Origin of the sequence: Pseudochrobactrum asaccharolyticum (assembly GCF_003314995.1) — a bacterium.
Lineage (GTDB): Bacteria > Pseudomonadota > Alphaproteobacteria > Rhizobiales > Rhizobiaceae > Pseudochrobactrum > Pseudochrobactrum asaccharolyticum.
Window position 1 is genome coordinate 145,705 of record NZ_QNRH01000004.1, and the last position, 23,244, is coordinate 168,948.

A 23,244-nucleotide genomic window follows, 5' to 3' on the forward strand; every position below is an offset into this window, starting at 1 on the left:
TCATCGGAAATATCTTTGCTTTTATAGGGCGTATGATTGCAGCATTGCTGCGCCTGATCGCTGTGCCGCTCGGGGCACTTTGGCGCGTTTATCGCGGCCGAAGCGTCTTGTGGAAAACCATTATTGCGGTCGTCGTTATCGGCTGGGCAGGGCTCTACGGCTATTTCATGCTACAGACACAGATCTGGACAAATTTTGATCCGGACTATCCAGCTAAATACGCTTATCAGAATGCTGTTACGCCGGGTGAGGCAGTTGATCCTGCCAAAATTGCTGCGCCAACACCTGCACCGGAACCGGCAAAAGAACTGGTTGAACCAACGGCCACGCCTGCGGAGACACCAAAAGATAATGCAGAGAATGTTCCGGCAAGTCCGGATACTCCTGAGCCGCAACCGGCACCGCAGAGTGCATTTTTGCAATCACAAAAACCACGAGTTTGCGCGCCGTCTGCTTTGGCAGAGGTGACCGCTGAGCTGACCGATTTTAACGTCAATCAGAATGCGTGGATCTCCTCCATGCTGTTCTATAAAATGGGTTTCTTCGGGCTGGATTGGGATAGAACGCCGTTTCTGGATAACAAAGCCTCGTTCCAGCGCGGTGTGCATTCGGCTGTTCGCCGGACGACGATTGAACTGGTTGACTCTCTTGGCCGTCTGCGTGGCACTTCGCAGATCGACGGTGATCTGCAGAAAGCCCGCGGTAATGTGCAGTTCCGTGAAGATACATGGTATTTCGGCCTGAGCCCGTTTGGTCCGAAAACACCGACGCCAAGCTATTATCGCTCGGCAATCAAAGAACTACGCTCGTTCAATACGCGTCTCGAGAATTGCGAAGCGACATTTGATGCTCGTGCGGACAATCTTATTCAATATGTCGATCGTATCGCCAGTGATCTTGGTTCAACCTCGGCAATCCTGAAGGACCGCTCAGACAATTATCATGCGGGTTGGTTTGATACCCGTGCGGATGATCGTTTCTGGTTCGCCTATGGTCAGCTCTATGCTTATTATGGTTTGATCCGTGCAACGCATTCGGATTTTAAAGCTGTTCTGGCCGAAAAACATCTGGATGGTCTGTGGGATACAATGGAGCAGCAATTGCGCTCCGCATTGGACATGCAGCCGGTAATCGTTTCCAACGGGCGGCAGGATGCATGGTTTACGCCTTCGCATCTGACAACGATGGGTTTCCACATCCTGCGCGTGCGTTCCAATCTGGTGGATATCCGTCAGGTTCTGGAGCGCTGATTATCAGGGCAGCTATGTTTTAAATCACTCTGCCGCATGATAGAGCGGTTCCATGAAATAGGAACCGCTCTATTTTTTTGTTTGTCGCATTGTCCGGAGCAAAATCGTGCAACGGTTTTGCTGGAAATGCTCCAGGCGTGGCAGAGTTTTTTATCAGGATGAGACTATGGAATTACCGGCTGCATTGAGACAGGTCGTTGATGCGCAATTACAAGGCGTTGCGCTGGCTGATTTGCAGAAGGCTTCGGCGGTGCTGAGCCGTCGTTATCGCGCAGAAACCCGTGACGGCAAGTGGCACTTATCTGACGAACTGGCAGCATATGCTTATCTGGCGGCACGCTTACCTGCGACTTTTGCCGCTGTCACCTCTGCTTTGCAGGAAACAGCGCATTTATGTGGCGAGTTTTCTCCGCGTAGCCATCTGGATATTGGTGCAGGACCTGGAACGGCACTTTGGGCTGCTTCTGACGTCTGGCCGGAGATTGAGCAATCCTGTTTGCTGGAGGGCAGCAATGCGATCCGTGCAGTGGGAGAGAAGCTTTCCGCCCATGCACCGGTTGCGGATGTGCAATGGGTCGCTGCTGATGTGACAACAGGTTTGAAAAATGCACAAGCTTCAGATCTGGTGACACTGGCCTATGTGCTGGATGAGCTGAGCGAGGCAGCGCGACAACAGTTGATCGCGCAATTGTGGAATCTCACAGAAGGCGTGTTTGTGATTGTCGAGCCCGGCACACCGGCTGGCTGGCAGCGTATTCTTGATGCCCGCGCACAATTACAGGCTTTGGGCGCATATATTGTAGCACCATGTACACATAGTCAGTCTTGTGCTGTGCAGGCACCGGATTGGTGTCATTTTTCACGGCGTGTTGCGCGAACCAAAATTCACCGGATGACCAAAGAGGCGGATGTGCCTTGGGAGGACGAGAAGTTCAGTTATCTGGCCGTGTCCCGTCAGCCTGTGGCACTCGGCGGACAGCGCGTATTGATGCAGCCGAAAATCGGTGGTGGCAAAGTTACGGTCAAACTTTGCCACACGGATGGTACGGTTGCCGAGGCGCTGATTACTAAACGTGATAAAGCCCTGTTTGCGCAGGCGCGACGAGCCGATTGGGGTGATCTGATCGGTATTGAATAAAATCTGAGATATAAAAAAGCCCGCTGAAAGCGGGCTTTTCCATGAAATTCAGAAACGGTAGGTGATACCTGTACCGATCAGCCATGGGTCAAGCTTGGCTTTGCCACTCATTTCTGTGCCGCCGACAGTAACGTCGAAGTTCGGACGCAGATAGAGTTTTTTAACGTCAACGTTGAAGCCCCAATGATCGTCGATCATGTAGTCAAAACCAACCTGAAGCGCACCGCCGAAAGTATTCTTAACTTTCAGATAGTCTGCATCGTGGTTCTTCTGGTTATAGAAGAAGGTGTAGTTCACACCGGCACCGATATATGGCTTGAAAGCACCAAAATCAGTGAAGTGATACTGCAGGGTCAGAGTTGGTGGCAGCAGCCATGTTTTACCAACATCAAGACCATCAATAGCGCCTTTGCCGGTAATGTTGGAATAGGTTGTACCAAGGATCAGCTCAGCGGCAATATTATTGGTGAAGTAGTAGGAAATGTCGAGTTCCGGCACGACTGTATTGGAGGCTTTAATGCCTGAACCCGGTACTTCGTTGACATAACCACGATTTTCCGGAACGACGCCAAGCGCACGAACGCGAACCTGCCACGGGCTGAGTACAACCGGCAGATTTTCTGTAATCTGAGGTTCAACCGGTGCAATAATTGCATCGGCAGCCAGAACAGGCTGCACTGCAAGAGCAGTGAGTGCTGTTGCGGCCAGAAGGGCGCAGGTGTGACGGTTTGCCGAAAATAATGCCATGTCAGATATCCTTAAAGCTCAGGAATGCACAGGTTTAAATTAAGTTGTGCTTATGAATGCATGTAAAATGACAGGCGGCAAGGAACTCTCCATTGATTGAAATCAATCAGGCATAGCAAAACACCGCATTACAGATTGATTGTAATGCGGTGTGATAAAATTGACACGTTGAGTAAGGTGCTCTTTTATATTCATTCAGAGTATTTTTATGTATAGATCGTGTTTTTCAGGTAGTTTTTACTTGGTGAATCAATTTGTATTAAGTTGAAAAATTAAAAACGATCTCTGTCATGCGGCTCATTATAGTTTAATTTCGGGCCTGAAGGTACTACGCCGGTCGGATTGATGGTTTTATGGCTCATGTAATAATGATTTTTGATATGAGTAAAGTTAACCGTGCCGGATATACCTTCCATCTGATAGAGCTCGCGCACATAATTTGAGATGTTTGGATAGTCCGCAATGCGGGCTTTGTTGCATTTGAAGTGCCCGACATAGACCGGATCAAAGCGGATCAGCGTGGTAAACAGGCGCCAGTCTGCCTCTGTGAGGCGGGTACCGGCCAGATAGCGTTGCTTGCTAAGAATGTCTTCGATCTTATCCAGAGCATCGAATACATTGTTATAGGCTTCTTCATAGGCATCCTGTGCAGTGGCAAAACCTGCACGGTAAACGCCATTATTGATGTTCGGATAGATAAAATCATTCAGCGCATCAATTTCACTGCGTAGTTCTGCCGGATAGAAATCCAGTGATGCATCGCCGAATTCATTGAAGGCAGTATTGAGCATGCGAATGATCTCGGCAGATTCATTGGAGACAATCGTCTGCTGCTGCTTGTCCCATAAAACCGGTACAGTCACACGGCCGGAATAATGCGGGTCGGCGCGGGTGTAGATTTCATAAAGGCGCTTGGCACCATAGAGGTGATCCGGTGTGGCGCCGTCTTTACCGGTTAATGTCCAGCCTTCTTCGGCCATCAGATAATCAACAACAGAAACGCTGATGACATCTTCCAGCTTTTTCAAAGCGCGGAAAATCAGTGTGCGGTGTGCCCACGGACAGGCGAGGGAGACATAGAGATGATAGCGTCCGGCTTCAGCCTTAAAGCCACCGGTGCCACTTGGGCCTGCACTGCCGTCAGCGGTGACCCAGTTACGAAATTGCGATGCCGAGCGGACAAAGCGCCCATCGGTCGCTTTCGTATCATACCATTGGTCGTGCCATTTGCCGTCAACTAAAAGACCCATGAAAATATTCCTTATATTGGCCGCTTTAGACCGGATAGTTCACATCAACGACAGCGGCAGAAAGTTCTGAGCATTAATGTAGTACATAATGCCGGAAAGTCTCGTTTGATCTGAGTGTTTTTGCAGAACACGCTGTCCTGAAAACAGGACGATACTGCGTCTATGGTATTTTCATCATAGCTCTTTACGATGAAAAAGAATGATGCTAAGCAATCTTATCCGCATCAGTTTGCGGCACTTCACCTTTCAGGAGAACGGAATTGACAGGTCTGCAGTTCATCCGACGATGAGATTGTAAACGGTGCGCGGCACCGGTGGACACCTGTTTGCGTTTTACGCCCTCTGACGGCGACAGAAGAACGCGAAAATTCTGAATTCAAAATCTCTGAAATTGTGATGTGCCATGTTGCAGTCTGAATTGACCTACGTGCAGGAAACCTGCGCCCACGATGCGGAAATCGAAGAAATTAATGCGCTTGCTTTTGGTCCGGGCAGATTTGTCCGTGCTGCTGCACGTATCCGTGAGGGTGGGGCGCATGATCGCGATTTGTCTTTTGTGGCACTCCATGGCGGACGGCTGATCGGCTCTATCAGAATGACACCGATTGCAATCGGCACCACACCGGCCTTGCTGCTGGGGCCTTTGGTTGTGCGCGATGGCTGGAAAAGCCGCGGCATTGGCCGGATTTTGATGAACCAGTCGATGGAAGCCTCAGCAAAAGCCGGACACCGGCTGAGCCTGTTGGTCGGTGATGCCCCTTATTATAATAAGTTTGGCTTTGTTAAAGTGGACGCCAATAAGGTGATTATGCCTGCGCCGGTTAATCCGGAGAGATTGCTGGCTTGTATCTTGCCGGGTGCCGCGCATTTGACAGGGCCGGAGTTGCAAGAGCTGGCGGGGCAGGTCAGACATCTCAATCAGCTTTAGTCTTAAAAATAAGGCGGTTTCAGATTACTGAAACCGCCTTTTCATTTTTAACGCCCTTCACGATACCACGTCCCGCCGAGAATGAGCAGTAATGCTGCCAAGGCCAGCAGGCTGGTGAAAAGCGGAATGCGATGCACCGCTACCAGACTTGTATCCTGTGTCGGTTTGAAGCCCAGCATATCAGCAGGGCTTTGCGTTTGTGCGCGGTTCATCAGAGTGACATCCGGTATGGTGATGGTCGTTTGCTGGGCTGTTTCCCGCAAGCGCATAATATTGCCGCCGCTGGCCTGTGCTACCGGTTGCAGTTTCTGCGTGGTGGAAATGCTGTCGCGCAATTCCGGTGTATCCACATTGCCGACATGGGCAAGAACGGAATAATCACCATTCTCAATTTTATAGAGCCCTTGTTCACTGACCGGCAATTGCGCGGTGAACTGACCGGCGACAGATTGCGTCAGTGGTACGTCAAGCACTTTACCTGATGGTGTTGTGACTTTGGCAGCAGGTACCTTATCACTCATCGTCTGGCGGGTAATGTCCAGCCGGTCGGAAGTCCCCTTGGCGGTCAGAGCTTCTTCTTCCAGTTCCGGTTCCTGCATCAGCCAATGCGCCATACGGCGATAGAGCGATGCATAGGGGCCGCCACCTTCAAAATCGCGCGCCCAGAGCCAGCCCTGATCAGAGAGCAGCATGCCAACGCGGCCTTTGCCTTGATGGCCAAGTACCATCAATGGTTTGTTGTCAGGGCCTTGCATCACGGTTTCGCCCTGCGGTGTATTAATATCGATAGAGCGGAACCAACGACTCCATTGCGGTGGTTCCTGCTCGCTGCCTTCAAGACCTCGTGTCACAGGATGACGTTTACCTGATTCAGTCAGACGCGGATAAAAGCCTTTTTCCGTGACAGTACCGGTTGGCAAGGCAGGCAAAACACTGAGCAGCGGCGTGCGGGCGATGGACATGCTGTCCGCATATTCGGGGCCTGCCGCGATCAGCAGAGCGCCGCCATTCTGCACATATTGGGCAATGTAATCGTAATAGAGCAGCGGCAGCACATTGCGGTGCTGGTAGCGGTCGAAAATGATCAGGTCGAAATCTTCAACCTTGTCGACGAATAATTCGCGTGTCGGAAAAACGATCAGTGATAATTCATTGATCGGCGTATCATCCTGTTTTTCCGGCGGACGCAGAATGGTGAAGTGCACGAGATCGACAGAGGTGTCGGATTTGAGCAGGTTGCGCCATGTGCGCTCACCATTATTCGGCTCACCGGAAACCAGCAGCACCCGCAGATTTTCGCGGATTGCATCTATCAGCGCAACAGCCTGATTATTGGCTGTGGTAACTTCACCCTCCAGCGGCTCTGTGGCGATTTCCACAATGTTGCGACCGGCATGGGGCAGGGTGATCTCGGTTTTAACATCCTGACCAACAGGTGTCGGAACTGTGGCAACCATTTCACCATTGATACGAATGGTAACCGTGGCTTGCGATGCATTTACGGGGATTTTACCGGCATCATCAACACGGAAAACCAGTTCTTGCGGTTTGCCACTCAGACCAAAGCGCGGCACGCGGATAAAGCGGATGTTGCGGTCAAATTCATCGCCTGTACCGGTAATCAGCCCGTGAACGGGAGCCTGGAGATTCAGCTCATCGGCTTTTGCAGGCACATCATGCACCTGACCATCGGTAATCATTACCGCGCCGCCGATCCGCGATGGCGGTACATCGCGCAGACCTTCGTTCAGTGCTGTAAACAGGCGGGTAGTATCGCGGTTTTCTGTACCAGCACCGGCTTCGATAATCCGTGTTTCAATATCCGGCTGGGCGCTGAGCTTTTGTTTTAAAGCTTCAAGCGCACTGTCAGTATCCTGTGTGCGATTGCCCTGAGACTGACTGGCGCTGCGGTCAACCACAACGCCGACAATCGTTTTCAACGGTTCCCGTTGTTCGCGTGTTATTTCAGGATTGAACAAGGCCAATGCGAGGGCTGCAAAACCGGCGAGGCGCAACAGGCTGCCACGTTTGCGTAAGGCTAAACCTGCAAGCGTGATGAGCGCCAGCGGCACCAGACAGAGTGCCAGCCAGAGAGAAGATAGCAACGGGGAGAAGTTGAGGGAAAACAGGCTCATCATCAATTCCCCAACCGTTCCAGCAAAGCGGGTACATGCACCTGATCTGCTTTATAATTACCGGTCAGCACATACATAACCATATTCACACCACCGCGCAGCGCATAGACCCGCTGCATCGGATCATTCGGTACTGTCGGATAAAGCGGCTGCCAGTTTTCATCCATCGCCCATGCGCCTGCGAGATCATTGGCGGTGATCAGGATCGGGCTGACACCATCCCCGTTGCGCACCGGCCTGTCAGCACTCTGCTCAGCGGTATCTGTGGTCTCAACGGGTGCCTCAGCCCAGAGCGGGCTGCCACGATAGCGACCGGGAAAATCGGGCATTAAGAAGAAGGTTTTGCTCAAAACATGATTATCCGCGACCGGTGCCAGCGGCGGAATATTCATCGCATCCAGCATTTCGCGCAGGCGCTCGGTGGCAGGGCTGCTGCCGCTCAGACCACTCGTATTCCCTGAGAGCTGGTCGCGAGTGTCGAAAATGACTGTACCGCCTTGCTGCATATAAGCATCAATGCGCTGCAGAGCTTTTTCACTCGGAAACGGCGCTTTCTCATCCACCGGCCAATAGATCATCGGGTAAAAAGCCAGCTCATCCTTTTCCGGATCAACGCCAATTGGTGCACCGGGTTCCAGTGAGGTTTTGTCGGCAACAAACTGGTTGAGACCGCTCAGACCAATGCGGCTCAGATCATCTGTGGCTTTGTCTCCGGTCAGTACATAGGCCAGATGGGTAACATCAAGCACATCAATCTTTGCCTGATCATCCGGTTTACTGTCATCTTTTACTGCTGTTTCCTGCGCCTGTACCGGTTGGACGGCGAAAGGTGAGGCAACAAATGCCGCTGACAAAACAAAAAGGATCAGCAGGGATTTGACTGTGCCGGAGGATTTTGACGTGAAACCGCGCAACCGGCGACCTGAAAACGTACCGCCAATCCACAACATCAGCAGACCATCAAGCGCCAGCAACAGAGCAGCCAATGCAAATAACGGGCCTTGCAGGTTGATGGTCTGGGCTCGTGTGGCCGGTACCATACTGACATTGCTGGTCATATCTGGTTTGGACAGCGGGCTCAGAACTGTATCGCTGGTCATCAGGTTCAAAGCTTTATGCGCCTGCTCTGTGCCGTAAAGGCCGGGCGGATTGAGAATTGAGCTTGCAGGGGTTTTGCCTTTTTCAATCACCAGCGGACGCGCGGCAACCGGCTGCCCTGCCAGATTGCCGACAGCATCGAGCAGGCGATAGGCTGGCAGGGTAATTGTCTGATCAGTGCTACCCGCTGCACTTTGTGCGCCGGAGGTTTCCGTAATGCGGCGCAGCAGATCGACGAAGCCGCCGGAGAGCGGCAAACTCGACCAGCCGATATCCGGCGCGATATGAAACAGCACCAAACGACCGGTGCCACGGTTCTCACCGGTAATCAGTGGTGTACCATCCGCCAGATTAAGCCAGCTTTTCTGCATCAGATCCGGTGATGGTTCTGCCAGCACTTGCCGCAGCACAGTCACATCATCGGGGAGCTGGATATTGCGGAACGGGCTGTTTTCCGGTGCGGGAGCAATGGATTGCGGTGTTGACCACGACAATGTGCCGCCAAGATTACGCTGGCCGCTGCGCAATTGCACAGGCAGCAGCGGATCACGTTTATTATTCTGATCGCCGCTTTGCGCTGCCGCCAGACGCGGCCCCGCAAAACGCAGCAATGTGCCGCCTTCATCTACCCATTTCAATAGTTTGGTGGTCGCGCCTTCCGGCAGACGTCCGATATCAGACAAGATGATGACGGATGGTTTCTTTTCCAGAAGACTGTCCACGGACTGAGCCAGATCGCGGTCATTAGCGCTGATCAGGTCGGCAAAGGGTGCCATGGCTGAAGAAATATAATGCAGCGGCGACAGCAGTGAATGTGCCTTATCCGCATTGCCGGCATCGAGCAGGCCGACACGGCGGCGGCGATTATTATCATCCAGCAACCATGTTGCAGCGGCGTGGCGCATCTGATCTGCACGCACCATGGCAATATCATTGCGCAGCTCAACCGGTATGATCAGTTGCGCTGTTGCCTTGTCAGCATTTTCTGCAAATTCCGCTTGGGTCTGTGCCAATACGCGCCCTTGATTATCATAGGCGCTGATCCGGGCTCGCACAGCTTTACGATCATCAGACGGGCGCAACAGACTGACGGTCAAAGCATCCTGCTGATTGGAGACGCCCTGAATGGCATAAAGCGGCAGGCTTTCAGGCATGATCAGTTGCACGGAAACCGCCTGAACCTTATCCAGCGCAGCAAAAGCCTGTTTGTCCTGAGCGCTTTCCAGTCCGTCATTCAGATAAAATATGCGGGCTTCCGGTGTGTTTTTCAGAGCAGTGCTCAGGCGCTCCGCTGTAGCAAGACGCTCAACGGGGACGGGGCGTGGTTCCAATGCTTGCAGACGTTCCAGTGCTTGTGCAGCGGTAAACGGCCCGCTTGCAGCATTTTGCGGTTCAGCTGTGGCAGTCAAAAAGACTGGCGCGTCATTTTTCTCTGCATTGGCGATCAGCCATTGTGCCTGATTTTCAAATTCTGCCCAATGCGGTGCCGAAGCCCAGCCATTATCAATCATAATGACAACCGGCTGTGTGCCGGTGAAAGTAACAGGCTGTGGTTTCCAGACAGGGCCTGCAACAGCGAAAATGACGAGTGCTGCCAGCAGCAGGCGCAGTGCCGTCAGCCACCACGGGCTTTTGCTGGCTTCCTGATCGTGGCGGGCAATTTTTGCTAGAATAGCCAGCGGCGGAAATGGTTCCTGCGCCGGTTTTGGCGGCGTTGCCCGCAACAGCCACCAGATAACGGGTAAAGTCGCCAGACCGGCAAGCAGCCACGGGGCAGTGAAAATCAGCGGCATTTAAAACGCGCCTCCGGATGCGGTGTGAGACTGCGCCAAAAAGCCATGCAATGTCGTGAGCGCCTGTGCGGCCGGTTTGTCGGTAGAGCTGGTGATAAAGCTCCAGCCAAATTTTGTGCAGGTCTCACGTAAAAAATTGCGCTGTGCCTGATAGAGCCTGCGATATTCTTCCGCATAGGTCTGCGCCTGACCGGCGATCAGAACCGCTCCGCTGACCGGATCACGAAATTCTGTGCGGCCTGCAAAAGGAAAATCCGCCTCGGCAGGATCAGCAACGGCGATAAGATGAGCGCGGATACCACGCCTCGCAATTTGATCCAGCTTGGCACTCAGGATATCTGCCGGTTGCAGAAAATCGCTGATCAGCACCAGTTCGTTAAAACGCTGCAAAGATTGCAGATCAGGCTCTGCGGAGACAGTCTTTTGTTGCAGCAATGCAGTTGCCAGCCGCTCAGCGCCGTTACGGGCAAGCAATGGCGGCATAATTTCCGGATAGGCGATGCGTTCACCGGAGCGGCTGAACAATTCGGCCAGCGCTAAAGTCAGCACCAATGCACGGTGTTGTTTGGAAACCGGACTGAAACGGGACTGATAAAGCATGGACGGCGAAGGATCGCACCACAGCCAGATCGTATGCGCCGTTTCCCATTCGCGGTCACGCATATAGGTATGATCATCACGGGCAGAGCGCCGCCAGTCAATGCGCGAGAGCATATCGCCCTGTGCATATGGGCGGAACTGCCAGAAATTATCGCCGGTACCGCGTTTGCGTCTGCCATGCCAGCCATTGATCACAGAACCGGCAATGTGACGTGCCTGTGTGATCAGATCCGGCATCAGTGCCGCCTGCTGACGGGAAGGGCTAAGCAGGTCAATGGCCTGTTCCGGACTGGTTATGGTACCGATTGCAGCCATTAATTGAGAGCCTGTGTCAGTTTGGCAATCACATCACGCACGCTCACGCCATCGGCACGCGCTGCAAAATTTAGCGCCATACGATGCTGGAGAACCGGCTCGGCCAGCGCTTTCACATCATCAACAGATGGCGCAAGGCGGCCTTCATAAAGTGCACGGGCGCGGGTGCAGAGCATCAATGCCTGTCCGGCGCGCGGACCCGGCCCCCAGCTGATGTGATTTTTCGCATGGATGTTATGCGCATCAGGGCGGGCAGAACGTACCAGTTTGAGGATCGCTTCAAGCACGGTTTCCGGCACCGGCATCTGACGGATCAGCTGCTGGATTTCCTGCAAGCGGGCAGCTTCGATCACTTTGACCGGTCGTGCCTGTGCTGTGCCGGTAGTGTTGAGCAGCACGGCGCGTTCGGCTTCCAAATCAGGATAATCCAGATCGATCTGCATCAGAAAACGGTCAAGCTGTGCTTCCGGCAGCGGGTAGGTGCCTTCCTGTTCCAGCGGGTTTTGCGTTGCCAGCACATGGAACGGATTTGGCAGATCGTGGCGCTGACCGGCGACACTGACATGATATTCCTGCATTGCCTGCAACAATGCAGACTGGGTGCGCGGTGAGGCACGGTTGATTTCGTCAGCCATCAGCAACTGGGCAAAAACCGGCCCTTTAATATAGCGGAAGGAGCGGCGGCCATCGCTGTCCTGATCCATCACTTCCGAACCGATAATATCAGACGGCATCAGATCCGGTGTAAATTGGATGCGCTTTTCATCAAGACCGAGAACAGTGCCAAGCGTTTCCACCAAACGTGTTTTTGCCAGACCCGGCACACCGACCAGCAAGGCATGACCACCGGCAAGCAATGCGACCAGCGTATTCTCAACGGCCTGTTGCTGACCATAGATGACCTGCCCGATTTGTTCGCGTATCCGGTTGATATCACTGACAGCCTGATCGGCAGCCTGTATTACGGCCTCAGGATCTATGTTCGGCGCAGTGGTAAAATTCATAATGTCCTCTTAATTCCTGAACAGATGCTTTATCCGGATTACTTGAATCATCGGGCAAGACTATGTCATGCTGATGGAAGCGTAAATGGTATCGGTCTGTTTAATCGCACATGCATCCGGCGATTAGGCACAGCTCTTAACAGGAAACTGAAATGAACAGCGGCAATATGACGGAAACAAACAAGAATGCCGGTGTTGTTGCTAAAGGGATTGCCGCTGATTCAGGTGGTCTGGATGCGCTGATGCGTCGTGCTGCCAACCAGCTTGGAGAGGGCAAAGAGAATAAGGGATTGCCGCCGGTGGAGCGCTGGGAACCGGATTTTTGCGGTGAGCTGGATATGGAAATCAAGGCCGACGGCACATGGTTCTATATGGGCACACCGATTGGCCGTCCGGCGCTGGTGCGTTTGTTTTCCACGGTGCTGCGCAAAGATGCAGATGGCAAAACCTATCTGGTGACACCGGTTGAAAAGATCGCCATCCGTGTAGAGGATGCACATTTCAATGCCGTTGAGATGCACGTTTCCGGTGAGGGGGACGCACAGGTTCTGACTTTCCGTACTAATGTCGGTGATGTTGTGAAGGCCGATGCAGAACATCCGCTGCGTTTTGTGATTGATGATGAAACTGGCGGATTGAAACCCTATATATTGGTCAGAGGACGTCTTGAGGCGCTGGTCAGCCGTGCTGTGATGTATGATCTGGTAGCCCTTGGTGAAGAGTTGCTGATCGACGGGCAGCTAATGTTTGCCTTGCGCTCAAGCGGGCAGTTATTTCCGGTAATGGCAGCTGAAAACTTACAGTGATAAGATGACAGATTTTATAACGGATACGGGTTTTACGGCGCAGGATTTGATGCGCAGAGTTGAACAAAAACAAAGCGCTATGGCGGTTGCCGATGAATTTGATTCAAGCGGCCTGCCAGTAGGCGGCGATCATGCGCTCAATCCGCAATGGACTGCCTCTCATGTTATGGCAGGTGCTGATCCGCGCCTGAAGATCAAGCTCAAACCGGCAGCCGTGTTGATCCCTGTGGTGGATCGCGGCGATCATGCCAGCGTGTTGCTGACCACGCGTAATGCGCAGATGCGCAGCCATTCAGGACAAGTCGCTTTTCCCGGTGGCAAGATTGATGCAGAGGATTTAAGCCCGGAACATGCGGCACTGCGCGAGGCTAATGAGGAAATCGGGCTGGACGTGAGACAGGCTCAGACACTGGGGCGTTTGCCGCAATATATGACCGGCAGCGGCTATACGATTACACCGGTTTTGGCCGTTGTACGCACACCGTTTGAACTGCGCGCTAATCCGGATGAAGTGGCGGATATTTTTGAAGTACCGCTGCACTTTCTTATGGACCCGCAGCAGCATCAGCGCGAGAGCCGCATCTTTGCAGGACATGAACGGTTTTTCTATGCCATCCATTATCAGAATCGGAATATCTGGGGCGCAACAGCGGGGATTATCCGCAGCCTCTATGAAAGGCTTTATGCGTGAGTGAGAAGACAATGACAGTGCTGAATATTGCAGATCGTGCGGACTGGCTGAATGTGCCGTCTTTGCAGCAATTGCTGGCAGCGCTTTCAGAAGATGGTGAAGAGGCACGTGTTGTTGGCGGTGCTGTGCGCAATACATTGCTGGGCGAGCCGGTGGGCGATATTGATATTGCCTCCACAACGCTACCGCAAGAGACCAAAGCGCGTGCTGAGAAATGCGGCTTTAAAGTTGTGCCGACGGGTATCGATCATGGCACTGTAACGGTTGTTGCACACGGTGTGCCCTATGAGGTGACAACGCTGCGCGCCGATGTGGAAACACACGGACGCCAAGCGACGGTTGCCTTTGGCCGTGACTGGCAGACCGATGCCGAGCGCCGTGATTTTACCGTTAATGCGCTTTATGTGTGCGCTAACGGCGATGTGGTGGATCATGTCGGCGGACTGGTGGATATTGAAGCCAGAGTTCTGCGGTTTATCGGCGATGCCGAGACACGGATTACGGAAGATTATCTGCGTATCCTGCGCTTCTTCCGCTTTTTCGCGTGGTATGGAACAGGACGGCCGGATGCGGCAGGTCTGAAAGCCAGTGCCAAACTGAAAAGCCATTTACAGTCATTGTCTGCCGAGCGGGTGTGGTCGGAGCTGAAAAAACTGCTCTCTGCACCTGATCCGTCACGTGCATTGCTATGGATGCGCCAGTCCGGTGTGCTTAGCCAAATTCTGCCGGAAAGCGAAAAATGGGGCATTGATGGCATTCATGCGCTGGTGCGCAGTGAGCGCGATCTGGGCTGGAAGCCGGATGCTCTGTTGCGTTTGCAGACAATTGTGCCGCCGGATGCCGCGCGAATGACTGAGCTTGGCAAAAGGCTGCGCCTCTCCAATGCCGATAAAGCACGGTTGGAAGCCTGGGCGCTGGCTGACCTGCCAAAGCCTGAATTGTCTGATACCGGTCTGATCAAGCTTATCTATGGCGGTTCGCGGCAGGCTCTTATTGACCGGATGAAACTGGCATTGGTCTCTGCGCGCGCAGAAGCGGAAAATGATAATCAGGCGATGATGCGGGCAGGGCAGTATAGTCGTTTGCTGGAGGTTGCAGAAACGGCAGATGTGCCGGTGTTTCCGCTCAGCGGTGCTGATCTTATGAAGCTTGGTTTTGAAAAAGGCCCCGAGCTTGGCAAGCGGCTCAAAGCACTCGAGGCAACATGGCTGGCTTCCGGATTTGAGCTCACAAAAGAAAATCTGTTAGCATCTTTATCCTGACATATCGGGGCGGAATTTCCGCCCCGTTTTTGTTTTTAACTACGGGTACAGGTGCTTAATATTTTCAGTATTCCGGAGTTGTGTATTATGGATAAAAGATTGCGATCAGCAGTATTATTGGCTTTGGGTTTGACAGGCGGGATCAGCTTTCAGGCACAAGCCGCTGAAAAGGGCGTTGTAGCTGAGTGCGCGGTGGTCATGGATGCCGCATCGCAGAGAATCCTTTCCCGCAAAGGTGTCTGTGATAAGCGTTTCACGCCGGCATCGACATTTAAAGTGCCGCTCGCTGTGATCGGTTACGACAAAAACATCCTCCACTCGGAACATGATCCGGTCTGGCAGTGGAAGCCAGAAATGGAAGCACCGGAGCGTGACAGAATTGCGGTTGATCCGGCACGATGGCTGGAGCAATCAGTTGTCTGGTATTCGCGTGAAATTACACGGCAATTGGGACAGAAGCAGTTTTCTGAAGCTGTAGCAGCACTTGATTACGGCAATATGGATGTTTCGGGCAGAGCCGGAAAACAGGACGGGCTGACAGGTTCATGGATTGGCTCTTCACTGGAGATTTCACCGGACGAGCAGATACAATTTCTGAATAAGCTTGTGCATGAGACTTTGCCGGTATCCAAGCAGGCACAACAGAAAGCCAAAGCTGCAATGACAGTTTTTGCATCGGAAAAAGGCTGGAAGGTTACCGGCAAAACCGGTGCAGCGCGGCTGCGTGATGCAAAAGGCAAGTTTGTAGGTGAACAGCGCTTAGGCTGGTTTGTCGGCTGGGCGGAAAAAGACGGCCGTCAGTTGGTTTTTGCGAATATGCAGGTCTTTGATAAGCCGGTAAAAGTGAGCTCCGGTATGCTGATCCGCGCACAATTCCTGAAAAATTTTGATCAATAAAAAACGGGGGCTAATGCCCCCGTTCTGATATTTATATTAAGGCCATTTTACCACTGGCGGCATGGAAGACAGAATCGATGCAATATTGCCGCCGGTCTTGAGGCCGAAGATCGTGCCACGGTCATGCAGCAGATTGAATTCCACATAGCGGCCACGGCGGATCAGCTGTTCTTCGCGATCTTCCTCTGTCCACGGCTGGTTGAAATTCTGGCGCACAATATGCGGATAGACCACCGCAAAGCAGCGGCCGACATCGCGGGTGAATGCAAAGTCAGCATCCCATCCGCCCTGTTCGTCGGCTGAATGCAGCCAGTCATAGAAAATACCGCCAATACCGCGCGGTTCCTGACGGTGCGGCAGATAGAAATATTCATCGCACCATTGTTTCATGCGGTCATAATCGGCAATGCCTGCATGTTTGTTGCAGACGAAATTCAGCGCTTTATGGAAGGCCTGACTATCGGCATCTTCCTGTGTCCGGCGACGATCAAGTACTGGTGTCAGATCGGCACCACCGCCGAACCACTGGCGGGTTGTGACAACCATACGGGTATTCATATGCACTGCCGGTACATTCGGATTTTGCGGGTGTGCAATCAGCGAGATGCCGCTTGCCCAATAACGAGGGTCTTCATCGGCACCCGGAATTTGTGCGCGGAACTCCGGTGAAAACTCACCATAGACTGTGGAGACATGCACACCGACTTTTTCAAAAACACGGCCATGCATCATCGACATGACACCGCCGCCACCACGACCTTCATCTTTTACCCAAGGTGTGCGAACAAAACGGCCGGCTTCGCGGTCACTCAGTGGACCTGCGACTTCGTCTTCAAGCGTTTCAAACAGGGAGCAGATACGGTCACGCAGTTCTTCGAACCAGTTTTGCGCCAGTTGTTTTTTCTCATCGATATTATCTGGAAGATGAGCTGGAAGATCCGGACGTTGCATGCTTGGTTCCTTGTTATGTTTTGGGTGCTTTGGGTGAAGCCGCAGCACCAGCATATCAGCAGCTGTCAACAGGTTATATAGTCTTCATAAACCGGATTATGTTTATGAAAGCTTTCTGTTTTTTGGAAAAAGACAGATTCCGTTCACACTTTATAGCGATAAGAGACACGGAAATGACTCGTTTCTAGCGAGATTCTGCGGTAAATTACAATACAGGGTTGTGTGAGTGGTGCAGCTGCGGATTGTAACCCTTTGTAAGTGACTAATTTATGCCGAGCTTAAAATGTCCGCTTTGTCTTTTGACCCTTCGATGGTGCTGTAAAGGAGATCGCTTATGACATCCATTCCGCCAAAACCGCCGCTTGAAGGTCTGCGCAGGCAGATGCGCAAAGCTGCATCCGGCGTGAAGCCGAATATCAGCGATGGCTATATCCGTGAAACATTCTCACTGCCGCGCAGTATTGCCCGTGTCAAAGCGCGCGAGTGGTTTGATGCCTATCCGAAGGCAGCCTACTGGACAGAGATTGAAAGCTGGTATGTGCGGCCGAATGATGTGATCGAGTTTACCATCCGGCGCCTGCCAAGTTCCGACTAGAGCATAATTCCTTAAAATTGGATCAGCTTAAGAAGAAATTATGCTCTAATTTTAAAGTGTTAGAGCGAATTTTGTGTGCCAAGTATGGCACACGGCGCTCTAAGCTATTTAGCGGAATTTGCTGATGTTCTGATTCAACAGGATCAGAAACAGATTCCGCTTTTTTCGCTAATTGACTGAAATCTAAAGCTTTGTCTTTAACTTTTCGCCTGTCGAATAAATTCTAGTTTTTAGTTTGTCGAATAAATTCTCCGGCGGCCATTGCCACTGAAAGTGCGAGATTGAGTGAGCGCGCGCCTTCAACCATCGGAATAATAATGCGCTCTTCGCTGGTTTCATGCACGTAATCAGGCACGCCCGCGGACTCCCGGCCAAACAGCAGAATATCACCCGATTGATAGCTGAAATCCGTATAGGGTTGCGCGGCCTTGGTTGAAAGCAAGACCAGCCTGCGGTTTTCTGACAGACGCCAGTTGTTGAAATGCTCCCAGTCAAGATGACGGGTCAGAGCTGCCTGTTCCAGATAATCCATGCCTGCACGTTTCAACCCGCGATCAGAGAGATCAAAACCGGCAGGCTCAATCACATGAATTGCGACACCCAGACAAGCGGCCATACGCAAAATGGTTCCTGTATTGCCGGGAATGTCCGGTTGAAAAAGCGCGATATGTATTGTCATCAGGTAGTCATTTCTTCTGCAAAGGGCATCGGGTTTGTAGCAATGTTATCAGATGAGCGGCCTATAGCATATAATTTCAAAGAATAAGAATTGTGTGTAATCTGTCACAGTTCGGCATGTTCTCGGCAAAGTGAACGGAAAAACTCTGCTTTAAGCTAGCCGCATAAAAATCATGGTGCTATACGGAGCGTCCGTTTTATCAGATTGACCATGAAGGAGGCTGTGATGACCATTAAGATTTCTTTGAATCTTTGCCCAGTAGCAGCCGCTTCTGTTGCAGGCACCATCGCCTGCTTTGGTTCACCGTCTGCGGCGTTGCAGTAAACGGGACTGATAAAATAACGTATTCATCAGATTGCTGTAGCAAACCACCTGATAACCTGTTTCCGGCGTTGAGTTGTGCCGCCGGACCTGCAGGCAAAATACGATCTTCCATCCATCTTCCGGTTAAATGTCCTCACGCATTTAATCCTCAATCAGCATTGAAGGTTTTCGGGTGTTATGTCCGCGGATCTTCGGTGCTCTCAAAATTGCTAAAGTTTCGTTTTACGCTCTGCTTGTAAGAGACAAGACGAAGCCGCACATGAAACAAGCCGTTCCTGTCATATCCGTTTTGCGGAAAAGGCATAGAGGACGGTTCGCACGGGATTCCCCGTATTTGAGGTCTGAAATGTTTCGTTGGTTCGAAAAACGGCTGCACTCCTATCCGGACGTGCCGCTGGAACAGCCGCCAAAAGGCCTGTTCAAATTCTGTATGTATTACAGCCGCGGTGCATGGCCGTGGATCATTGTCATGGCATTGCTCACGGCGCTGATCGCGATTTTTGAAGTGTCGCTGTTTGCTTTTCTCGGTAATGTCGTGGACTGGCTGGGCGAGCATAGCCGTGAAACCTTCCTGCAGCAGGAAGGGTGGAAGCTGGCGCTGATCGGCGGCGTTATTCTGGTGATCCTGCCATTGATTGTTCTGCTCCAATCACTGGTTCTGCACCAGACGCTGATCGGGAATTTCCCGATGCGTATCCGCTGGCTGATGCACCGTTATCTGATCCGTCAGTCGATGACATTCTTTCAGGATGAATTTGCCGGACGTATCTCCACCAAACTGATGCAGACCGCACTGGCTGTGCGTGAAACGGTTATCAAGCTTGCGGATGTGATGGTCTATGTCTCGGTCTATTTCACCGGTACATTGTTTATCGCAGCCACAGCTGACTGGCGCCTGATGATCCCGTTTGTCGTCTGGCTAGGTGCTTATGTCTGTCTGCTTCGTTATTTCATTCCGCGTCTGCGGGTGATCTCCGAGGCGCAGGCCGATGCCCGTTCTGAAATGACCGGTCGTATCGTCGACAGCTACACCAATATTGCCACGGTTAAACTGTTCTCGCACACAAAGCGCGAGGAAAGCTATGTCCGTGACAGTCTGGAGCAGTTTCAGGATACGGTGAACCGTCAGATGCGTATGGTAACGCAGTTCTTCGGCTCATTGTATTTTATGAACTCTGTGCTGCTGTTTTCAGTCGGCGCGCTGGGTATCAAGTTGTGGATCGATAATGTTGCCTCGGTTGGTGCTGTGGCGATCGGTATTGCTTTGTGTCTGCGTCTGAACGGTATGTCCCAGTGGATCATGTGGGAAATGTCCGCGCTGTTCGAGAATATCGGTACAGTGCAGGATGGTATGCGCTCTATCGCGCAGCCACGCAAAGTGATTGACCATGAAGATGCAAAACCGCTGCATGTGCGTTCCGGTGAGATCACCTTTGATCATATCGGTTTCCACTATGGCAAAGGCAAAGGCATCATCAATGATCTGTCGCTGAACATTCGTCCGGGCGAAAAGGTCGGTCTTGTCGGCCGTTCCGGTGCGGGTAAATCAACGCTGGTGAACCTGCTTTTGCGTTTCTATGATCTGGAACAGGGTAAAATCCTGATCGACGGTCAGGATATCTGCAAAGTTACGCAGGACAGTCTGCGTGCCAATATCGGTATGGTGACACAGGATACATCGCTGCTGCACCGCTCGGTGCGTGACAATGTCGGCTATGGCCGTCCTGATGCGACCGACGAGATGATGATGGAGGCGGTGATTCAGGCTCAGGCTGATCAGTTCCTGCCACATCTCAGCGATCTCAAAGGCCGTCAGGGCTTTGATGCGCATGTCGGTGAGCGTGGTGTGAAACTGTCCGGTGGTCAGCGTCAGCGTGTGGCAATCGCCCGTGTGATCCTCAAAGATGCGCCGATCCTTATTCTGGATGAAGCAACTTCCGCACTCGATTCCGAAGTGGAAGCGGCGATTCAGGATAGTCTGTACCGGTTGATGGAAGGCAAGACCGTTATCGCGATTGCGCATCGCCTGTCGACCATTGCAGCGCTTGATCGTCTGATCGTTATGGATCAGGGGCGGATCATTGAAGATGGCACCCATGAAGAACTGATTGCGCAGGGTGGCGTTTATGCTTCGCTCTGGGCGCGTCAGTCCGGTGGTTTCCTCGGTTTTGACGAGGAAGAAGAGGCCGAACTGGCTGAGCCTGCACAGTAATACTGGTGCAGAGTTAGAAGAAAGGCAGCCGCTTGATAAGGGGCGGCTGCCATTTTCTCTTCTTAAAAACGCTTTGTCCTGTTTGCATAACGGACAGAACTCTTTTTTACTTTATATTTTAAGATTATTTGCAGTATGCCTGATGGCATTCGTTTACATGCGCCTTCCCGTTGATAGCTTTGATTATGTTGGGTTGCGGGGTGCTGCGGAAAGGCTTTTCCGATGAATATGATTTATCGCTGGTTTGAAAACTGGATTGACCCGTTACAGGATTTCGACGGTAAACGTCCGCCCCAGACGACGATGCGTTTTTTGATGCATTATATGTATCAGGCACGATGGCCTTTGCTGCTGGCTTTGTTCGTCGGCGGTATTCTGCCGTTGCTTGAAGCGGGGCTGTTTTATTTCACCGGTCGTATTGTGGATATCCTTGATCAGAGCGCTGTGGTGCGCAGCTGGCATGGCCTCTATGTTTCTGCCGGTACCGAACTTTTGTTGATGGGCTTTATCGTGCTGATCGTGCGGGTACTGATGACCGCACTCAGCTCGCTGCTGGATGACCAGACGATTACGCCAGGTTTTTACAATATGATCCGCTGGCAGGCGAACTCCTATGTATTGCGCCAGTCCTATGCTTTTTTCCAGAATGATTTTTCCGGCCGCATCGCTACCAAAGTCTGGCAGGCAGGGCAGGCGGCAGGGGATTTGATCACCAGTTTTATTCAGGTGGTCTGGTTCATGCTGATTTATAGTGTCACAACGCTGTTGCTGTTTGGTCAGCTGGATTGGCGGCTTGCCGCGCTGGTGGTTGTGTGGATGGTGTTGTTTGCATGGATCGCACGGCTTTATCTGCCTAAGATGCGCAAACAGGCTGAGGCCAGTGCGGAAGCCGGATCGCTGATCAATGGCCGTATTGTCGACAGTTACACCAATATTCAGACAATCAAACTGAACACGCCGGATATGGATCAGGCTTATCTGCGGTCAGGCTTCAGCAGCTATATCACCACCATGCTGCCTTTTATGCGTACCTTGACGGGTATGCGCGTGGCTATGACAGCACTGTCCAGTCTGATGATCGTGCTGGTGGCTGTGTTTTCCATGGACTTGTGGACGAAGGGGCAGGCAACAGTCGGTGAGGTTGCTTTCACGCTGGGTCTGGTTCTGCGCATGAATATGTTGCTTGGTCGTCTGATGATGCAGATGAATGGCATGTTGCGCTCTTATGGTGTGATCGAAAATTCGATGCGGCTGATTTCCGCTCCTTTGGGGATGGAAGATAAGCCTGATGCCAAGCCACTGACTGTTACCTCCGGCGCGATTGATATTGATCATGTGACGTTCCGTTACGGATCAGAGAATGAGAATAAAGAAAAAGCCGGTGTTTTGAGTGATATCAGTCTCTCGGTTCGTGGGGGGGAGCGCATTGGTCTGATCGGTCATTCCGGTGCCGGTAAAACCACCCTGATCAATCTGATGCTGCGGCTCTATGATGTGGACGAGGGGGCTGTGCGTATTGACGGACAGGATGTGCGTGATGTGACGCAAAGTTCTCTGCGGGCTGCTTTCGCGGTGGTCAGTCAGGAGACAGCGCTGCTGCATCGCTCGCTACGCGATAATATAATGCTCGCAAAGGCAGATGCGTCAGAGGAAGAGTTGCGCTTTGCAGCCAGTCAGGCGGAGGCTGAAGAGTTTATCGGTGCGCTGGAAGACTATAAAGGACGCAAAGCTTATGATGCTTTTGTCGGCGAGCGGGGTGTTAAACTTTCGGGCGGGCAACGGCAGAGAATCAGTATTGCCCGTGCGGTGTTGAAAAATGCCCCGATTCTTATTCTGGACGAGGCTACATCCGCATTGGATTCCGAAGTGGAGGCAGCCATTCAGGAGAATCTGACAAAGCTGATGACAGGCAAAACCGTGATCGCCATTGCGCATCGCCTGTCGACAATCGCACAGCTGGACCGCTTGGTGGTTCTGGATCGCGGGCGGATTGCAGAGAGCGGTACGCATAATGAACTGGTTGCACGCGGCGGTATTTATGCCGGTCTCTGGGCGCGCCAGTCCGGTGGTTTCATTGGCGAGGCGGAAACGGAAGCCTGAGTTTGGCTTGAAATTTCTGAGCCAGACTCTTTCAGTCATAAAGGCACGAACAGATTTTTTGTGCTTTTATGGCCGAATAAAGGCAAAAAACTACGATTTTATGATGGTTTTTTTAAACATTTTAAAAATGAGCCTGACTATTGGCTTTATGCATTTTTGCTTGTTTGTTGTGCTGCACATTATGCATTGATTTCGGACGGCATGTTATTTTCTTCCGATGAACAGGTCCGGCAAACAGGCTCCAAACATCGCCCGCCGGTTCTTTGTCATGAACACAGTGCGGGTTCGGTGCGTTGCGTTCCGCAGGTTTCAAGTGGTTTTAACGGACACTTTTGCAAAGCTAAAAGAGATATATCGGCGCAGTTTCAGTGCCTGCGACATGGTGCCGTAAGCGCTTCTGACGACTGGACAAGCTTTTTTATCCTGCCTACACCTTGAGATAGGTGGGGGTTTTATGTCCGGTTTGTAC

The 23,244-nt window shown here is 52.0% G+C and carries 20 protein-coding genes; 11 read left to right on the top strand and 9 right to left on the bottom strand.

The genetic code is table 11. The features are described 5' to 3' along the window. The first annotated feature begins 32 nt into the window (after nt 1–32). Nucleotides 33–1,250: a DUF2333 family protein gene (locus tag DFR47_RS11860; protein WP_113944638.1), complete on the top strand. Its 1,218-nt coding sequence runs from the start codon at nt 33–35 to the stop codon at nt 1,248–1,250. A gap of 166 nt (nt 1,251–1,416) precedes the next feature. Continuing rightward, nucleotides 1,417–2,388 carry a small ribosomal subunit Rsm22 family protein gene (locus DFR47_RS11865; protein ID WP_113944639.1) on the top strand — a complete coding sequence of 324 codons (972 nt, stop codon included), beginning with the start codon at nt 1,417–1,419 and terminating at the stop codon, nt 2,386–2,388. Between the two features lie 48 nt (nt 2,389–2,436). Here DFR47_RS11865 and DFR47_RS11870 read toward each other — a convergent pair whose 3' ends face one another. Both DFR47_RS11870 and DFR47_RS11875 read right to left on the bottom strand, forming a co-directional pair. Next, entirely contained in the window at nt 2,437–3,135 is a 699-nt protein-coding gene (locus DFR47_RS11870) for an OmpW/AlkL family protein (RefSeq protein WP_113944640.1), read from the bottom strand. Nucleotides 3,136–3,407: 272 nt separating this feature from the next. Next, nucleotides 3,408–4,385, bottom strand: coding sequence for a glutathione S-transferase family protein (locus DFR47_RS11875; RefSeq protein WP_113944641.1), 978 nt, complete (start codon nt 4,383–4,385; stop codon nt 3,408–3,410). Between the two features lie 403 nt (nt 4,386–4,788). Between DFR47_RS11875 and DFR47_RS11880 the strand changes: the two genes are divergently transcribed. After that, on the top strand, nt 4,789–5,313 hold the full coding sequence (locus DFR47_RS11880) for a GNAT family N-acetyltransferase (RefSeq protein WP_113944642.1): 525 nt from the start codon (nt 4,789–4,791) through the stop codon (nt 5,311–5,313). A gap of 47 nt (nt 5,314–5,360) precedes the next feature. Here the strand turns inward: DFR47_RS11880 and DFR47_RS11885 are convergent, their stop codons facing one another. From DFR47_RS11885 to DFR47_RS11900, 4 genes are read right to left on the bottom strand one after another with little or no spacing between them, the layout of a single operon-like run. Further along, entirely contained in the window at nt 5,361–7,448 is a 2,088-nt protein-coding gene (locus DFR47_RS11885; RefSeq protein WP_113944643.1) for a glutamine amidotransferase, read from the bottom strand. A gap of 2 nt (nt 7,449–7,450) precedes the next feature. Next, nucleotides 7,451–10,339, bottom strand: coding sequence for a DUF4159 domain-containing protein (locus DFR47_RS11890; protein WP_113944644.1), 2,889 nt, complete (start codon nt 10,337–10,339; stop codon nt 7,451–7,453). Next, a complete protein-coding gene (locus DFR47_RS11895) occupies nt 10,340–11,254 on the bottom strand; it encodes a DUF58 domain-containing protein (RefSeq protein WP_113944645.1) in 915 nt (304 codons plus the stop codon). It lies immediately after the preceding gene. After that, a complete protein-coding gene (locus DFR47_RS11900; RefSeq protein ID WP_113944646.1) occupies nt 11,254–12,258 on the bottom strand; it encodes an AAA family ATPase in 1,005 nt (334 codons plus the stop codon). Before DFR47_RS11900 ends, DFR47_RS11895 begins: the two co-directional genes overlap by 1 nt. A 167-nt stretch (nt 12,259–12,425) precedes the next feature. Between DFR47_RS11900 and DFR47_RS11905 the strand changes: the two genes are divergently transcribed. The 4 genes from DFR47_RS11905 to blaOXA all read left to right on the top strand — a co-directional run bounded on the left by DFR47_RS11905 (nt 12,426) and on the right by blaOXA (nt 15,914). Continuing rightward, complete coding sequence (locus DFR47_RS11905) at nt 12,426–13,064, top strand: DUF1285 domain-containing protein (protein ID WP_113944989.1); 639 nt, start codon at nt 12,426–12,428, stop codon at nt 13,062–13,064. Between the two features lie 79 nt (nt 13,065–13,143). Continuing rightward, nucleotides 13,144–13,755: a CoA pyrophosphatase gene (locus DFR47_RS11910; protein ID WP_374788320.1), complete on the top strand. Its 612-nt coding sequence runs from the start codon at nt 13,144–13,146 to the stop codon at nt 13,753–13,755. Nucleotides 13,756–13,766: 11 nt separating this feature from the next. Then, nucleotides 13,767–15,017, top strand: coding sequence for a CCA tRNA nucleotidyltransferase (locus DFR47_RS11915; RefSeq protein WP_113944648.1), 1,251 nt, complete (start codon nt 13,767–13,769; stop codon nt 15,015–15,017). An 87-nt stretch (nt 15,018–15,104) separates the two neighbouring features. After that, nucleotides 15,105–15,914, top strand: a complete 810-nt coding sequence (gene blaOXA, locus DFR47_RS11920) for a class D beta-lactamase (protein WP_113944649.1) — start codon at nt 15,105–15,107, stop codon at nt 15,912–15,914. Nucleotides 15,915–15,950: 36 nt separating this feature from the next. Here blaOXA and hemF read toward each other — a convergent pair whose 3' ends face one another. Next, the gene (gene hemF / locus DFR47_RS11925) at nt 15,951–16,865 is read right to left on the bottom strand and encodes an oxygen-dependent coproporphyrinogen oxidase (RefSeq protein WP_113944990.1); all 915 of its coding nucleotides are present in this window, start codon (nt 16,863–16,865) and stop codon (nt 15,951–15,953) included. Nucleotides 16,866–17,199: 334 nt separating this feature from the next. On the opposite strand from hemF, the gene DFR47_RS11930 reads away from it, so the two are divergent. Next, nucleotides 17,200–17,460, top strand: a complete 261-nt coding sequence (locus DFR47_RS11930; protein WP_113944650.1) for a hypothetical protein — start codon at nt 17,200–17,202, stop codon at nt 17,458–17,460. Between the two features lie 223 nt (nt 17,461–17,683). Here the strand turns inward: DFR47_RS11930 and DFR47_RS11935 are convergent, their stop codons facing one another. Together DFR47_RS11935 and DFR47_RS11940 are read right to left on the bottom strand one after the other, a co-directional pair. Continuing rightward, nucleotides 17,684–18,139: a tRNA (cytidine(34)-2'-O)-methyltransferase gene (locus DFR47_RS11935; protein ID WP_113944651.1), complete on the bottom strand. Its 456-nt coding sequence runs from the start codon at nt 18,137–18,139 to the stop codon at nt 17,684–17,686. A 232-nt stretch (nt 18,140–18,371) separates the two neighbouring features. Then, a complete protein-coding gene (locus DFR47_RS11940; protein WP_113944652.1) occupies nt 18,372–18,575 on the bottom strand; it encodes a hypothetical protein in 204 nt (67 codons plus the stop codon). A gap of 234 nt (nt 18,576–18,809) precedes the next feature. On the opposite strand from DFR47_RS11940, the gene DFR47_RS11945 reads away from it, so the two are divergent. The 3 genes from DFR47_RS11945 to DFR47_RS11955 all read left to right on the top strand — a co-directional run bounded on the left by DFR47_RS11945 (nt 18,810) and on the right by DFR47_RS11955 (nt 23,213). Continuing rightward, nucleotides 18,810–20,675 (top strand): ABC transporter ATP-binding protein, encoded by a 1,866-nt coding sequence (locus DFR47_RS11945; RefSeq protein WP_113944653.1) that lies wholly within the window; start codon nt 18,810–18,812, stop codon nt 20,673–20,675. A gap of 222 nt (nt 20,676–20,897) precedes the next feature. After that, nucleotides 20,898–22,775, top strand: a complete 1,878-nt coding sequence (locus tag DFR47_RS11950) for an ABC transporter ATP-binding protein (RefSeq protein WP_113944654.1) — start codon at nt 20,898–20,900, stop codon at nt 22,773–22,775. Between the two features lie 60 nt (nt 22,776–22,835). Beyond that, complete coding sequence (locus tag DFR47_RS11955) at nt 22,836–23,213, top strand: hypothetical protein (protein ID WP_113944655.1); 378 nt, start codon at nt 22,836–22,838, stop codon at nt 23,211–23,213. The last annotated feature ends 31 nt before the right edge of the window (nt 23,214–23,244 follow it).